The following is a 13,521-nucleotide window of genomic DNA, read 5'->3' as shown; positions in this document are numbered from 1 at the left end:
TATGAGCCGCCAAACCACGTCTCATAAGTCATCCCGCAACACTAAGCGGCCAAATTCTCGCCGCCAAGTGTTGCCGACACGGAACTCTGTTTCCGGTCAGCTCCACTCTTGTACCAATCAATAAAATGTTTACACGCAAGCCCATTCTGTCAAATGATAGCTGTCATGAAGCTTTTACTATATTAGCTGGAGGGCGTCAACATTGATACCGAGCCGTGAAAATTGTGTTAATTCGACTGTTTCTCTCGAATTTACACAACGGACTGTCGTTAAGACTCGGATTTTCACGAGGCTTTACGGCGAGGTGAAAGACCGCGAACTTCGGGCTCGAACCGGTCCCACGGCGAGTGTATCAATGTTGACAACCGTAAGCGTAATCCACGCTCATTAAAGTAGTGGCGCCTAATTATTGAGGTTACAAATACTGTCTACTCTTCTGCACCCTGCGCATGATTGCGTCGTGCCGAGGGATCAAATAGCTTTTGTAGCCAACCCAACACTGCGTCGGAAACAATGGCCATTAAGGCGGTCGGCAACGCACCAGCTAAAATGATTGCACCACCATTTGTGGCATTCGTCCCTCTGATAATGATATCACCAAGGCCACCAGCGCCAACGAATGAACCAATCGCAGTGATTCCGATTGCCAACACTAAAGCGTTTCGAATGCCTGCCATAATAACAGACAATGAAAGCGGCAGTTCAATGTAACGCAGTACTTCAAGACGGGTCATTCCCATCCCCTTGCCGGCATCCAGAACATCTGGATTAACGTTTAACATCCCGGTATACGTATTTTTGATAATTGGCAATAGCGCATACAGAAACACTGTCACGATAACGGTATTTACGCCGAGGCCAAGGCCAAGCATCAACACCGACAGCATCGCTAAAGACGGAATTGTTTGAATAACATTGGCAATTCCGATTACCCAGCCACTCAAATGACGGTTACGGGCAATCAAGATACCAATCGGAATGCCAACGATTGCAGCAAACAACACACCATAAATCGAAATAAGGAAGTGTCGGTTAAACTGACTCAAAACATATAAGCCATTATGCTGAAAATAATACAGTAATTGTTGCCATATATTTAGCTGACTCATATTACCGGCCCCCTTCAAAATAATGATGTTGATGCAAGTAACGTTGGGCAACCGTCGCAGGTTCCTCAAGATTATTGTCCACTTCGTAATTCAACTTCTGCATCGTGTTCAAACTGATTTTGCCGCTCAGTTTACGCAGTGTCTTTTTCAGTTGAGGATACTTCTTCAAGGCAGCATCGTTGGCCACAACGCTACAGTTATAAGGCGGGAAGAAATTCTTATTGTCCTTTAAAACCTTTAAGTTATAACTCTTAATGCGCCCATCTGTAGAATAGCCTAACACAGCATCCATCCGGCCTTGTGACAACGCTTCATAAACCAGACCAATTTGCATAGGATATAAATCGCCAAACGAGTACCCATAAGTCCGTTTGAAATCGGCGTAACCGTCGCCATGACGATTCTCCCAAATCGGATCGATCCCCACTTTCATCTGACTAGCGTGTGACTTTAGGTCGCTAACTGTATCCACATGATTCTTTTTGGCATAATCTTTCGTCACCATCCACGCATAAGTATCCGCAAATCCATAGCTCGGGAAGTACGTCATGTGATAATGCTTCTTAAAGTATTGATGAACGTAAGCATCCGTTTGGGCCTGCGTGCGAGAGCGGTCAATCTTTTTACCCATGATTGACTCTAAATCCGTTCCCGTATAACGCACCGCAGATAAATCCGCATCGTTACGCTTTTGCGCGTTGAAAGTAACGTTACCTGAACCCAGGTTTGAAACAATCGTTGCCTTATAACTTGTGTCATGCTCAATCAGATCTTTCAGCATTTCTGCCATGATCTGTGATTCCGTTGTCGACATGGATGCGATCCGAACTGTCCCTGTTGACGAGTTGTTGAGACCGGGGAAACCACAGCCACTCAAAAGCATCACACCAGCTAGCGCAACAATGACTAATGACCAAACTTTTCGTTGTAAATGTCGCATTAGCTTTGACCTCCTTCATCGCCGGTAACCCGCGGTGTTAGAGCCTTTTCTAACAGACCCAACAAATAATCAACAACTAGCGCCAAAATAATAACGGGAATCGAGCCACCAAGAATCAGGTCACCCCGGTACAAGTTCAAACCGTTGAAGATAAAGTCCCCGAGGCCGCCTGCCCCGATATAAGAAGCCAACGTTGCCCACGCGATGACGTAAGTGCCTGACAAACGGACACCGGCCATAATCACCGGCGCTGCCAACGGTAACTCGACCATTCGAATGGACTCAAGTCGGCTCATGCCCATCCCTTTGGCAGCATCCAAGACACTGGGATTCACATCTTCTAATCCTAAGTACGTATTTCTTAAAATCGGTAACAACGAATAGATAAATAACGCAATAATAGCTGGTTTAGCACCGATACCAAACAGCGGAATCATCAATGCTAGTAGAGCCATCGCCGGCACCGTTTGTAAGACGCTGGCTAGTCCAATAACAATTCCGGCAATCTTTTTAAAGCGTGTCAACAAAACGCCAAGTGGAATCGCCACGATTACGCCAAGAAACAAAGAAATTCCTGAAATATACAGATGCTGCCACGTTTTAAAGATTAATTGGCCACCAAAATTTTGTAGGAAGGTGATCATCATTAATCACCCACCTTTGTCTCATCGGATGTTGCTGTGCCAGCAGATTCTGCACTGGCTTGCTGGCTTGGGGTAGACTTAGCGATTTGACTCGTGGCGCTGTCAGAACTCGGTTGAGTCGTCCCCGTTGTCTCCTGATCCTCATTGCCCGTACTATCCAATTTATCATCGACAAATAGCGCATCGTACACGATGTCCACCAATGCAGCCCGTGTCACGATACCGACCAGCTTGCCATCGTCGTCCACAACAGGGACGTTTTTATAACCGTGTTTCAAGATACGATCCACAGTATCACGAATGACCGCATTCTCATTTACATAGAAAATGCGTTCGTTAAAAATATCACCCAGTTGTTTAGTTGGTGAGTAGTTATCATTTAGGGTCTCAATATCAACAAAGCCACGCAAATGGTTTTCTTTATCCGTGACCAGTAGCGTATCAACCCGTCGGTCATGCATCAACTTCAACGCTTGCACCAAAGTAGCAGATGAAACCATCGCAACCGGCGTTTTTAACATCACCTGACCAACAGTGGTGATACTTGGCTTAGCCTGAATAAGACGGTCACGGCCAATCAATTCTTCAACGAAGTCATTGGCCGGGTGGCGCAAGATTTCTTCTGGCGTGGCCACTTGGACCATTTTTCCATGAGACATCACGACAATACGTGTTGCTAACTTCAACGCCTCGTCCATATCATGCGTAACAAACACAAAGGTCTTACCAGACTTCTGCTGCAAACTTTTCACGAGGTCTTGTAACATTTCACGGGTCACGGGGTCCAATGCACTAAAGGCTTCATCCATCAGGATAATGTCCTGATCCGCTGCTAACGCACGGGCCACACCGATTCTTTGCTGCTGACCACCAGACAATTCAGCCGGATAACGGTCTAGGAAACTGTCTGGCAGTTCAACCATCTCAATCATTTCTTTAGCGCGTTGATTACGTTTGTCCTCGGGCCATTTCAAGAGGCGGGGCACCAACGTAATGTTGTCACGAATCGTCATATGCGGTAACAAACCAATATTTTGAATCACATAGCCAATTCGACGTCGCAATTGGACCGGATTCATCTTGGAAATGTCCTGACCCTCAATCTGAATCGTACCAGAAGTTTGATTCAACATCCGGTTGATCATGCGCATGGTCGTTGTTTTGCCGGAGCCAGAGGTCCCGATAAAACAGATAAACTCGCCTTTTTCAATTTCCAAATTAAAATCTTCAACGGCGACCTTGTTACCGGAGTATGTCTTGTTTAAGTGGCTCATCGATAAGAACACGGTTATTCACCCTTTTTCTCTAGTTTTACAAATTTACTTGCCTAAATTCATTAATTAATTGATGTTACCTACCACCCTAACGTGTTCAGCGTGTAAAATGCAAGAAAAGAGGAAGGATTGGTCAGTTTGTCTCAACAAGAGCTTCGTCAGCACCTCGACGCCATTCAACGACGGTTAGTAATCGCCGCTGTTCTGGCCTTAGGATTGTTGGTCGTCCGAATGTTTATCATCAACACTTTTATTATCGTTGCCTTCTGGGCATGCGCCCTTTACGTGCTGGTCTTGTTTGGCCTGTGGCTGTGGTTGGAGTGGCAATTGCTGTTCCGCCACTAATCCAGCTTATTGAAAGTAACTGAATATGCTAAAATTAGTTTAATCATTCACAATGATGGGCACTTAGTGTCGCAAACGGAGGAAGTTAACATGGCAAAACACGTAACGTTAGCAGATGTTGCCAAACGCGTCGGAATGGCCCCGTCGACTGTTTCTCGCGCTCTGAGGGATAGTCCCCGCGTGACACCTGCCACACGAGCACGAATTCATCAAATTGCAGAAGACATGAACTTTCAGCCAAATACGTTGGCGCAAAGTATTCGTAACCAACAAACAGACACAATTGGCATCATTGTCAGCAACATTCTTAATCCTTACTTCACGGAACTTCTTCGCGGTATCGGTGATGAACTAGCTTTGTCCGGTAAACGCATGGTGCTGTTTAACACGGACGAACAAGCCGCTAAAGAGACGCGTTTTTTAAATGCATTGACGGGTCAGATGGTCGATGGCTTAATTATTGCCAGTACTGGCGGGATTGATAATTACGATAAGTTAACGCAAACCACACCCACTGTTTTCGTGGACCGAGTGCCCAATGCAGATAGCATTCATCACTATGACGCCGTGTTGACGGATAATCCGACGGCTGCCCGTGATCTGACCCAACGCTTGATTGATGCCGGTGGCAAGCGGATCGGTTTCATCGGTAGCCAGGTCGCGTTTTCAGCAATCGAACGTCTCAATGGTTATCAACAAGCGCTCACGGACAATGGTTTGCCGGCCAAACGCAACCTCACCCGTCAAACGGACTATACGCCTGCTGCCACGGCCAAAGCGCTCAACGAACTCCTACAACAGGAAAAAATCGATAGCCTGATAGTTGCCGACAGTGTTATCCTCAGCCAAGTCATGAAATTGCTCAAACAACAGGGAAAACTAGCAGCCTTTAGGTTAGGTACGTTCGATTACCTCAGCTGGTTTGATTACCTCGACGTGGATCTGGTTGCTGTCCAACAGTCGACGTATGCGATTGGTCATGCCGCTGTAACAACTCTGCTCAACCGAATTGCGACACCGACTGCGCCAGTTACGACCCAATGCTTACCTGTCACGTTACACCAGAACTTTTAGCGTTCAACAGCCAACAGAAAGGACGCCATAGACCATGACTACAATTGCCCCATTGACTCAAAATAACGCTGAGCTAATTGCTAATACTTGGCATTATGACGGAATGTACAGTTTTTATGACATGTCAGCAGATCCTGAAGACTACGAAGAGATACTTTCCCCTAAATTACGTTCCGATCATTATTTTCAGGTGGTGACACAAAACCAACTCACTGGTTTTTTCATGGTCGAACCGACCGATCAATCATCGATTGTTGAAGTTGGTCTCGGAATGAAACCATTATTGACGGGCCAAGGGGCGGGCAAACAATTTGTCCAGTTAATTTTGGCTTACGTTAGTGCGCATCATCATCCAGAAACTATTATTTTTGATGTTGCTGAATTCAACGTTCGGGCTCAAAAATGCTATCGTAACTTAGGCTTTATGCCAGTAAAACGTCACCTGCAAGCCACAAATGGTGGTCAGTATCCATTTGTAGAAATGCAATTAATCTTAAACGCAGATTCGGATCATCGCTAATTAAATAGTTTCTGTAGTAAGTAAAAGCACGCGTTCTCCTCCTTTTTAGTGAGGGAACACGTGCTTTTTGCATACAACAAAAATTTAATTCTGGAAAAATATCACTTAACTATTTAACACTTTCGCTAACGTTGACGATGGCTTTGTTGACTTTGTGATCAAACTTGCCACCAAGAAAATCAGCAACTTGATCAAACGTTAATTCATCTGAAATTAATGATTCAACTAATTCCTGATGACCTGCCAAAAATGCCAGTGAATCTTCAAAAGCGTATGGGTTGATGAAGGAACCTTTAATTGTCAGTTCTTTTTGGAAAATGTCGTAAGAGTTCAGTGCGAAAGTTTGATCTGGGTTAGCAACCCCAAACATCAAGACCTGACCACCCTTCCCTGCAGCGTCAACCGCGGCAGCTTGAGTCGCAGGCGCACCAACAACTTCAACGACCACGTCATAACCAGAGGGAACGGTTTCGGTGCCGTTGTTATAAACGTTCTCAGCACCCAAACGTTTCATCAGGTCACGTTTTTGATCATTGTGACCACTAACGTCAACATGTGTCACACCCAGTGACTTAATCATCGCTGTAAAGAGTTGGGCGATAAAACCATCACCAATAATTAACACGTGTTGAGCAGGATCTAAATCCAGTAATTTCACCCCATGCACTGCGCAACTAACTGGTTCGGTTAAAGCAGCCGCTTTAAATGAGAGTTCATCAGGAATTGGGTAAACGACAGATTCTGGTGCAGTAACAAATTCTGCAAGTCCACCGTTCCGTGTTACACCAACGGCTGACAAGTTCTCACACAATTGAGGACGACCTTCACGACAGTAACGACAATGACCACAGTAAATGTTGGGGTCAATTGTCACCCGATCGCCAACTTTAATTGTCGTGACGTCAGCACCAACTTCAACCACTTGACCTGAATTCTCATGACCTAAAACGATTGGTGGCGTTGCTTGAGCCGAACCTGGGAGTCCTTGGTAAAGATGCGTATCCGTGCCACAGATGCCTGCATATTTCATTTGGATTTTTACTTCATTGGCTGGAACCTTGGGTGCGTCGATATCACGCACATTCATATCTTTTAAGCCTTCAAGAACAAGTGCCTTCATTTCATAAACCCCGTTTCTGATTTGTATGTGAATTTCATAACATTCGTTATTGTAAAAATTCCCCGCGGATGAAACAACCCACTTTTAAAGCAAATTAGGCCAAATTGACCCCAGTTGTCGACCTTGTCCAAGCAGTATCTTCCCTTGCCTCAGGCCTGTTACTTCAATGTTTTACTCACCTTCATTGCGTTTAAAACAAACGTTTGTCTCTATTGTTTTTAAACTATCCTCATGAAAACGATTAACCATTTTCATACTGATTTTTCGACTTTCAAAGACAAACGTTTGTCTCGGTGCTTTGACCTTCCATCGGCTTTCACAGCCGCCTAATTGATTTCCTTTACCCCCTTTAAAAGCCCATCACAACGGGAGTATAACAATCAACATGGTTAGTGATTAAGTTAACAATATCCTCAAATAAAGATTGTTCTCCTTTCTGTGTGTGGCTATGATTAGACATTGTAATCGCTTACAAGATTTAAATTAATCATTCACATTTTTATTTCAACCACATTTACTGAGTATCAGAAAGGAAGCATCACTATGTTATTAGGCAGCGTTGAAGCAGGCGGTACTAAATTTGTTTGTGCCGTTGGTGACGAAAATTACCGAACGAAAGATATTGTTAGTTTCCCCACGACCACGCCGGCGGAAACCCTCCAAAAGACGATTGACTACTTTCGTCAATTCGATATTAAAGCACTATCGGTGGCCTCATTTGGCCCAATTGAACTACGCCGTAACGATCCCAAGTACGGTTACATCACCAATACACCTAAGCCTAACTGGGCAGATACAGACTTCATCGGCACCTTAAAAGAAGCCTTTGACATTCCCATGTTTTGGACAACTGACGTCAATGGTTCAGCTTATGGTGAGTATGTTATGTCGACGCTAACTAATGAACGAATCAATTCATTGGTTTATTACACCATTGGTACCGGTGTTGGCGCCGGCGCCATTATTGATGGCGACTTTCTTGGCGAAATGGGCCATCCAGAAATGGGCCATGTGCGTCTCAAACGTCATCCTGATGACCTCGATTTCAAAGGCATTTGCCCATTTCACGGCGACTGTCTTGAAGGTTTAGTCGCTGGGCCAACGTTTGAAGCTCGGACTGGCAAACCTGGCAAGGAAGTCCCGTTAACTGACCATGTCTGGGACATCATGGCGTATTACGTTGCCCAAGCAGCATTGCAGGTCACGCTAATTATGAGACCTGGCAAAATCATTTTCGGTGGTGGCGTGGTCAGCGAGCCATTTTTAAAGAAAGTTCGCCAACAGTTCAGTGAACTTCTGAACGATTACGTTAATGTTGGTAATCTTGACGATTACATCGCCATGCCTGCCATTAAACATAACGGCTCAGCGACACTGGGTAACTTTGCATTAGCATTGCGAGAACTACAAGCATAACGCGTTTATTTGGTCCTATATTTAAGTGAGGAGTTTTCAACATGACGACACAATCAAACAATGGCCGTACCATTTCCATGGGATCTGCAATCGGCCTCTTCATTCTTTCATTGGTAATTAACTCGGCGGGAAATGTTTTAACTTTGGTCACGTCGTCAAAGATTCACCCATCTTTTCTCGGTTCCGCGTATTGGACAGCTGCTGAAGCGAATTTAGGGACTGCCATTCACTGGAATCTGTTCTGGGCATTCCTTATCTTTGGAATGTTGACCACTGTCTTAAACGCCATTTTAGTGGGCAAATGGGAATGGCGCCGGGCTCTCGGCAACTTGATTTTTATGGTGCCCTTCTCAGCCTTGATTCAACTATTTGCGGATTTCTTTAACGGTGTTTATCCACAATTATTTGCTGGTCTCCCGCAAGCCCATGGTATTTGGATGATTAGCTTTTACGTCATTTTAAATTTTCTCGGCGTTGCACTCATCGCTATCGCAATTTCAATTTACCAACGCGTCAACCTCGTTTTGCATCCAGCAGATGATTTAATGCAGATTCTCCGTTTCAAATATTGTCGTGGTAACGCCAACCTAGCAATGTGGGCTTCTTACATTCCACCGACCATCATGGCCATCATTGCGTTTGCCATCACCCGCGACTTCACTAACTTTGGGATTGGCACCCTGTTTGCCTTCGTCTTCCAAGGCGGCATCACGGGAATCGCAGACCGTGTTGTGTTCCCCAACTTAAAACATCAAGCGTTGGATGTTGGCCATGCAGAAAACGCCACACCATCCCCTTCGAAACAAACGAATGCTTAACCAAAAGTCACTCAAACTTGAAAGGATATCATTATGAAAATTACAGATTTTATCGACGACGTTCAACACGTGGGTATTCCAACGACAGATTTATCTAAGTCCATTGCTTTTTGGGAATCACTTGGTTTTACTAAACGGGGCCAATTCAAGAATGGCGACGGTCAAGTTGCTTTCATGACGCTTAACCACCTCACTATTGAAACTTGGACTGCTGATGAAACGCCAATGAAGCCTGGTGCAATCAATCATATTTCCCTAAATACTAGTGACGCGGATAAAGCATTCATTGCTGCTAAAGATGCCGGTTTCACGATGATTGACCACGAAGTTCAATCACTGCCCTTCTGGGAGCACGGGATTAAATACTTTAATATTCAGGGTCCTAATGGTGAAATTGTTGAATTTTGCCAAATCCTCACTGCATAAAAACAGCATCACAAAAAGTTGAATATAAAAACACAAAAAAGTTTGCCAATTTAAAACGGCAAACTTTTTTTGTGGCCTACTATGTTATCCCGACATTTACCAAACGTTTACATAGTCAATATAAACGCAACATTAAGACGTTACATTGCTCCGTTATACTGTGGCTAAAAGTTAATTGGCCTCATCCATCACCTGCCAATCAACTAACTACAAAAAGCGGGGGAAACAACGTGTTAGATATCATCAAAGCAGCTATTTTAGGCATTATTGAAGGCATTACCGAATTCTTGCCGGTCAGCTCAACTGGCCACCTTATCCTAGCTGACCAGTTTATTAAGTTACACCAGTCCACCGCATTCATTAATATGTTCAACGTCACCATTCAACTTGGGGCCATTCTCGCCGTTGTGATCATCTATTTTCATAAGTTGAACCCCTTTTCACCTCGTAAGACATTAGCCGAAAGACAAGCTACATGGCAAATTTGGGGGAAAGTCATCTTTGCCGTTCTTCCATCTGTAGTCGTTGGCCTGTTGCTCAATGATTGGATGGACGCTCACTTAATGAACTGGGTTGTTGTCGCCATCACACTAATTCTGTACGGTATTTTATTTATCCTCGTGGAAAACCACAATGCCGCACTAACGCCCACCATTTCAATAGTTCCGCAAATTTCTTATCGCGTTGCCTTTCTAATTGGCTGTTTTCAACTCTTATCCCTCGTACCAGGAACTTCACGCTCTGGCGCAACGATTCTTGGCGGTATTTTTCTTGGGGCCTCACGCCTGGCATCCACTGAGTTTTCCTTTTTTCTCGCCATTCCAACCATGTTTGGCGCTACGCTGCTCAAACTCCTTAAGTTTTTCATGCATGGTGGCACACTCGCTGGCGAGGAAGGCCTAATCCTGTTAACTGGCGTTGTTGTATCTTTTGTCACCGCCTACATTGCGATCAAGGCGTTGCTCGATTACGTCAAAACAAACAATTTCAAACCATTTGGCTGGTACCGAATTATCTTAGGAATCATCGTTATTCTTTATTTTCTAATCGCCTAATCTGCTCAGTATTAATCATGAAATGGAGGATTATTATGTTGAAAACGATGGCTTTAAAACTTGTCTACCAAATTCCGTTTGGTGCCGGTGTCTTCTTCTTTTTGTGGGGCCTATTGGCTGGTCTTGATGCCTTACTTCTATCGCCCGTCCACATTCAATTTGCAATTCACCTTGGTACGATTGGTTGGTTACTGATGGTGCTGGGGTGGGCGCTACGTGCGATTCACCATTTGTGGCAGCACAGCTCAAGGCAGCAACATCAGCACCTCAGTGGTCAATTATAATTACAACAAAAACAAAAAAGGCCGAACCAGAAAATGGTCGGCTTATTTTGTAACGACAACGTCAAACACTGTTTAGCGATTAAATTTTATTCATATCAGTTAGCAGTATCTAACACTAAGGCCGTAAGCTTTGCAATACTGTCAGAAACGATGGTAACCTCTGGCAATTGGTAAAACGTGCTGGTTTTGGCAACATTCCAAATATCATGATTTGTAGCATAAATATATATTTTTCTATTTGCGGCTAACGCCAATCCCAGCTCAGTGTTGGCGCCCTTTCCGGCCGGATAAATCATGATAAATACATCGCAACTCATGACTGCCATTTTCTCGTGAATACCAATTTTTTGTAACGCTTCAAGCGTATTGGCTTCATTAACGGTCCAGTCATACACGTTTTGACAACCTGATTGATCCAAACGAGCCGCAACTTCACGAACGAGCGATATGTGAGCAAACGAGCTTGCAATGTAATAATTGATAAAATCACCTGATTATCTTTTTTAAGATTCGATGTGTCATCTGTTTCTGGCAGACTTTGCTTGAAAATCATTCTTAAGAATCCGAATGTACGACACATTTTAGTTTGAAAACAAAAAAGAGCTCTAAGTCTTCAACCATGCACACGAATTGTGCACGGTTTTGAAAAGAAGGCTTAGAAACCCTTTGATACCGGCGTTCTTGTGAACGCAATAATTGGGTATACTGGATTCGAACCAGTACATTACGGATTCAGAGTCCGGTGCCTTACCAATTTGGCTAATACCCAATAATCCATTATTAAAGTCGTAAATCTGCCAAGCAAGCGCCCGGGTGACTTTAAATCACCCCACTGGGGATCGAACCCAGAACTCCGCCTTGAGAGGGCGACGTCTTAACCAATTTGACCATGGGGCAAATTTACTTAATTAATTATACAGTACTGACAGATGACGTCAACGCCTTAACGCATAAAAATGACGACTTTTTTAAATTCTCATTTTTCATTGCTTTTTTTAAGTCTAAAACCAAAAATAACGGCCGTTGCAATAATGTAACAGCCGTTAAGCTACCGAAATAAAAACACCACCCTGCGGCGGCCATTATTAGTCTATCGAAATTTGTTTACGAACAATTTTAAATGGCTCCTCAAAGTCTCGATCGTAAATGTCACATAAGGCAACTATCAGCAAAAGTGGAATCGACTTAAGGCTAGTATCAGGATCTTCATAACGATAAAAAGCTGATTTACTAATTCGAAAGTTGTAACGCTCCTCCAGTTGTCGCAACACTTCCTTGCCAGTGAGACCCTTTTGCTTTCGCGAAAGGTGTAACCACGTTTGAATATCAGTTGGTTTTGTTTCCATGTTGCAAGTCAGCTCCTTTAGTGCTCATTTTATCAATTTATTGACGGGAATACGCAGTAAATAAGAAATTCAACTTGCGAGCATCGAGAATTAAGGTTACTATTCCCATATAAGGGAACGGTTTAAACATTTAATTATTAGGGGCGTGGTAACCATGGAAATTTTCCCAGTCTCGGGATGGCTGAAATCAAGGGGTATAACACAGCTTGAGGTCGCCGATCTATTGCAAATCAACAAAAGTACTGTAAGTCGTAAGTTACACGGACATTCTCAATTTAACGTTCGTGAGATTTCTTTACTTAACCAGCATTTTGGCATTCCGCTGGAAGTGTTTATGCAAACGACACAAAGTGATGATCCTACTAAATTGTCTTAATAATTATCATGATTGTGGAGAACCAAATTAAACTCAAAAAAAACGACGTCCTGAATATCAGGTACGTCGTTTTTTGTTGTCAATTCCGAATCTATTCAGTTTCATCTTCCTTGACAACTAGCACATCCACGTCTGCATTGCGCACCACGTAACCTGTTGTTGATCCAAGAATCGCTCGCTCAAATGCGTTTGTTCCAGTAGCACCGATAACAATTAAATCGATGTCATGATGCTCTGGAAAAGTCTTCGCAATCGTCGGCTTAGGCGCGTCTTGCATCGCAAAGGCCGAAATGCGGTCAAAGCCCGTTTCTGCTTGCATCTTTTGAGCTAATTCGCCAACATATTTTTTGGCCTGTGTCAGCATACCTTCCGACATCCCCGCCATTGCGTATTCAGGAGCTGCATATAACGGCGCGACAACTTGTAGTAATAGAATGTCTGCACCAGCAGCTTTAGCAATATCAACTGCTTTACGCAGGGCCAATTGTGCGTTTTCTGAGCCATCTGTCGGAACTAAAATGCGTTTTGGTTTAAATGTCATGTTATGCCTCCTATATTCTATTGCTTTATCTTATTGTATTTATAACATATAACTATTTTCACTGCATTTTTTACGCCTGTATTACTGTTGTTGATCGTCAATCATTATTGTCACAAAACTTGCTAGGCACTGCCGCAGATATTCAGCAATACGCCAGATTGTTTTTGAAGACATTTTTGTTTGCGTCGATCATTAATTTCGTTCATGATTGTCCTATACAGAACCTAACGAAA

At 43.7% G+C, this 13,521-nt stretch carries 17 protein-coding genes and 2 tRNA genes; 9 read left to right on the top strand and 10 right to left on the bottom strand.

Annotated elements, in window-relative coordinates; all coding sequences use genetic code 11:
• Positions 1–428: 428 nt before the first annotated feature.
• Genes GB993_RS10400 through GB993_RS10385 form a run of 4 tightly spaced genes read right to left on the bottom strand, consistent with a single transcriptional unit; the run spans position 429 to position 3,967 of the window.
• Positions 429–1,109 carry an ABC transporter permease gene (locus tag GB993_RS10400; protein WP_161002455.1) on the bottom strand — a complete coding sequence of 227 codons (681 nt, stop codon included), beginning with the start codon at positions 1,107–1,109 and terminating at the stop codon, positions 429–431.
• 1 nt (position 1,110) lies between these two features.
• A complete protein-coding gene (locus GB993_RS10395) occupies positions 1,111–2,049 on the bottom strand; it encodes an osmoprotectant ABC transporter substrate-binding protein (protein ID WP_161004240.1) in 939 nt (312 codons plus the stop codon).
• Entirely contained in the window at positions 2,049–2,693 is a 645-nt protein-coding gene (locus GB993_RS10390) for an ABC transporter permease (RefSeq protein ID WP_161004333.1), read from the bottom strand. Before GB993_RS10390 ends, GB993_RS10395 begins: the two co-directional genes overlap by 1 nt.
• Before the next feature lie 2 nt (positions 2,694–2,695).
• Complete coding sequence (locus GB993_RS10385) at positions 2,696–3,967, bottom strand: betaine/proline/choline family ABC transporter ATP-binding protein (protein WP_162854114.1); 1,272 nt, start codon at positions 3,965–3,967, stop codon at positions 2,696–2,698.
• A gap of 138 nt (positions 3,968–4,105) precedes the next feature.
• Here GB993_RS10385 and GB993_RS10380 point away from each other — a divergent pair, with 138 nt between their 5' ends.
• The 3 genes from GB993_RS10380 (at position 4,106) to GB993_RS10370 (ending at position 5,906) form a co-directional block, all read left to right on the top strand.
• Entirely contained in the window at positions 4,106–4,312 is a 207-nt protein-coding gene (locus GB993_RS10380; RefSeq protein ID WP_161004238.1) for a hypothetical protein, read from the top strand.
• 90 nt (positions 4,313–4,402) lie between these two features.
• Complete coding sequence (locus GB993_RS10375) at positions 4,403–5,386, top strand: LacI family DNA-binding transcriptional regulator (protein ID WP_161004237.1); 984 nt, start codon at positions 4,403–4,405, stop codon at positions 5,384–5,386.
• Between the two features lie 34 nt (positions 5,387–5,420).
• A complete protein-coding gene (locus GB993_RS10370; RefSeq protein WP_161004236.1) occupies positions 5,421–5,906 on the top strand; it encodes a GNAT family N-acetyltransferase in 486 nt (161 codons plus the stop codon).
• A 109-nt stretch (positions 5,907–6,015) separates the two neighbouring features.
• On the opposite strand, the gene GB993_RS10365 is transcribed toward GB993_RS10370, so the two are convergent.
• Positions 6,016–7,026, bottom strand: a complete 1,011-nt coding sequence (locus GB993_RS10365) for a zinc-dependent alcohol dehydrogenase family protein (protein WP_161002450.1) — start codon at positions 7,024–7,026, stop codon at positions 6,016–6,018.
• A 543-nt stretch (positions 7,027–7,569) separates the two neighbouring features.
• On the opposite strand from GB993_RS10365, the gene scrK reads away from it, so the two are divergent.
• The 5 genes from scrK to GB993_RS10340 all read left to right on the top strand — a co-directional run bounded on the left by scrK (position 7,570) and on the right by GB993_RS10340 (position 11,025).
• Positions 7,570–8,442 carry a fructokinase ScrK gene (scrK, locus tag GB993_RS10360; RefSeq protein WP_161004235.1) on the top strand — a complete coding sequence of 291 codons (873 nt, stop codon included), beginning with the start codon at positions 7,570–7,572 and terminating at the stop codon, positions 8,440–8,442.
• Between the two features lie 41 nt (positions 8,443–8,483).
• Positions 8,484–9,260, top strand: a complete 777-nt coding sequence (locus GB993_RS10355) for a DUF6198 family protein (RefSeq protein WP_161004234.1) — start codon at positions 8,484–8,486, stop codon at positions 9,258–9,260.
• Positions 9,261–9,293: 33 nt separating this feature from the next.
• Positions 9,294–9,686, top strand: coding sequence for a VOC family protein (locus GB993_RS10350; RefSeq protein ID WP_161004233.1), 393 nt, complete (start codon positions 9,294–9,296; stop codon positions 9,684–9,686).
• 230 nt (positions 9,687–9,916) lie between these two features.
• Positions 9,917–10,741, top strand: a complete 825-nt coding sequence (locus GB993_RS10345) for an undecaprenyl-diphosphate phosphatase (RefSeq protein WP_161004232.1) — start codon at positions 9,917–9,919, stop codon at positions 10,739–10,741.
• Between the two features lie 35 nt (positions 10,742–10,776).
• The gene (locus tag GB993_RS10340; protein WP_161002445.1) at positions 10,777–11,025 is read left to right on the top strand and encodes a hypothetical protein; all 249 of its coding nucleotides are present in this window, start codon (positions 10,777–10,779) and stop codon (positions 11,023–11,025) included.
• 95 nt (positions 11,026–11,120) lie between these two features.
• Here the strand turns inward: GB993_RS10340 and GB993_RS10335 are convergent, their stop codons facing one another.
• The 4 genes from GB993_RS10335 to GB993_RS10320 all read right to left on the bottom strand — a co-directional run bounded on the left by GB993_RS10335 (position 11,121) and on the right by GB993_RS10320 (position 12,371).
• Positions 11,121–11,420, bottom strand: a complete 300-nt coding sequence (locus tag GB993_RS10335; protein WP_186337682.1) for a group-specific protein — start codon at positions 11,418–11,420, stop codon at positions 11,121–11,123.
• 301 nt (positions 11,421–11,721) lie between these two features.
• Positions 11,722–11,794: transfer RNA gene (locus tag GB993_RS10330), tRNA-Gln, on the bottom strand.
• Between the two features lie 55 nt (positions 11,795–11,849).
• Positions 11,850–11,922: transfer RNA gene (locus GB993_RS10325), tRNA-Glu, on the bottom strand.
• Between the two features lie 188 nt (positions 11,923–12,110).
• Positions 12,111–12,371 (bottom strand): hypothetical protein, encoded by a 261-nt coding sequence (locus GB993_RS10320; protein ID WP_161001683.1) that lies wholly within the window; start codon positions 12,369–12,371, stop codon positions 12,111–12,113.
• Positions 12,372–12,525: 154 nt separating this feature from the next.
• Between GB993_RS10320 and GB993_RS10315 the strand changes: the two genes are divergently transcribed.
• A complete protein-coding gene (locus tag GB993_RS10315; RefSeq protein ID WP_017262261.1) occupies positions 12,526–12,747 on the top strand; it encodes a helix-turn-helix domain-containing protein in 222 nt (73 codons plus the stop codon).
• A 91-nt stretch (positions 12,748–12,838) separates the two neighbouring features.
• Here the strand turns inward: GB993_RS10315 and GB993_RS10310 are convergent, their stop codons facing one another.
• The gene (locus GB993_RS10310) at positions 12,839–13,288 is read right to left on the bottom strand and encodes a universal stress protein (protein WP_161001681.1); all 450 of its coding nucleotides are present in this window, start codon (positions 13,286–13,288) and stop codon (positions 12,839–12,841) included.
• Positions 13,289–13,521 lie beyond the last annotated feature (233 nt).

Origin of the sequence: Furfurilactobacillus milii, assembly GCF_009864005.1 — a bacterium.
Taxonomy (GTDB): domain Bacteria; phylum Bacillota; class Bacilli; order Lactobacillales; family Lactobacillaceae; genus Furfurilactobacillus; species Furfurilactobacillus rossiae_B.
Note: the sequence above shows the minus strand (reverse complement) of the source record. Positions and strands in the feature narration are given on the sequence as shown.

What these genes read in the sequence shown, in the direction of transcription:
- GB993_RS10400 (WP_161002455.1), bottom strand. Translation starts at nt 1,109, where the DNA reads ATGAGTCAGCTAAATATATGGCAACAATTACTGTATTATTTTCAGCAT.
- GB993_RS10315 (WP_017262261.1), top strand. Translation starts at nt 12,526, where the DNA reads ATGGAAATTTTCCCAGTCTCGGGATGGCTGAAATCAAGGGGTATAACA.
- GB993_RS10340 (WP_161002445.1), top strand. Translation starts at nt 10,777, where the DNA reads ATGTTGAAAACGATGGCTTTAAAACTTGTCTACCAAATTCCGTTTGGT.
- GB993_RS10355 (WP_161004234.1), top strand. Translation starts at nt 8,484, where the DNA reads ATGACGACACAATCAAACAATGGCCGTACCATTTCCATGGGATCTGCA.
- GB993_RS10375 (WP_161004237.1), top strand. Translation starts at nt 4,403, where the DNA reads ATGGCAAAACACGTAACGTTAGCAGATGTTGCCAAACGCGTCGGAATG.
- GB993_RS10365 (WP_161002450.1), bottom strand. Translation starts at nt 7,026, where the DNA reads ATGAAGGCACTTGTTCTTGAAGGCTTAAAAGATATGAATGTGCGTGAT.
- GB993_RS10385 (WP_162854114.1), bottom strand. Translation starts at nt 3,967, where the DNA reads ATGAGCCACTTAAACAAGACATACTCCGGTAACAAGGTCGCCGTTGAA.
- GB993_RS10370 (WP_161004236.1), top strand. Translation starts at nt 5,421, where the DNA reads ATGACTACAATTGCCCCATTGACTCAAAATAACGCTGAGCTAATTGCT.
- GB993_RS10320 (WP_161001683.1), bottom strand. Translation starts at nt 12,371, where the DNA reads ATGGAAACAAAACCAACTGATATTCAAACGTGGTTACACCTTTCGCGA.
- scrK (WP_161004235.1), top strand. Translation starts at nt 7,570, where the DNA reads ATGTTATTAGGCAGCGTTGAAGCAGGCGGTACTAAATTTGTTTGTGCC.
- GB993_RS10395 (WP_161004240.1), bottom strand. Translation starts at nt 2,049, where the DNA reads ATGCGACATTTACAACGAAAAGTTTGGTCATTAGTCATTGTTGCGCTA.
- GB993_RS10390 (WP_161004333.1), bottom strand. Translation starts at nt 2,693, where the DNA reads ATGATCACCTTCCTACAAAATTTTGGTGGCCAATTAATCTTTAAAACG.
- GB993_RS10310 (WP_161001681.1), bottom strand. Translation starts at nt 13,288, where the DNA reads ATGACATTTAAACCAAAACGCATTTTAGTTCCGACAGATGGCTCAGAA.
- GB993_RS10350 (WP_161004233.1), top strand. Translation starts at nt 9,294, where the DNA reads ATGAAAATTACAGATTTTATCGACGACGTTCAACACGTGGGTATTCCA.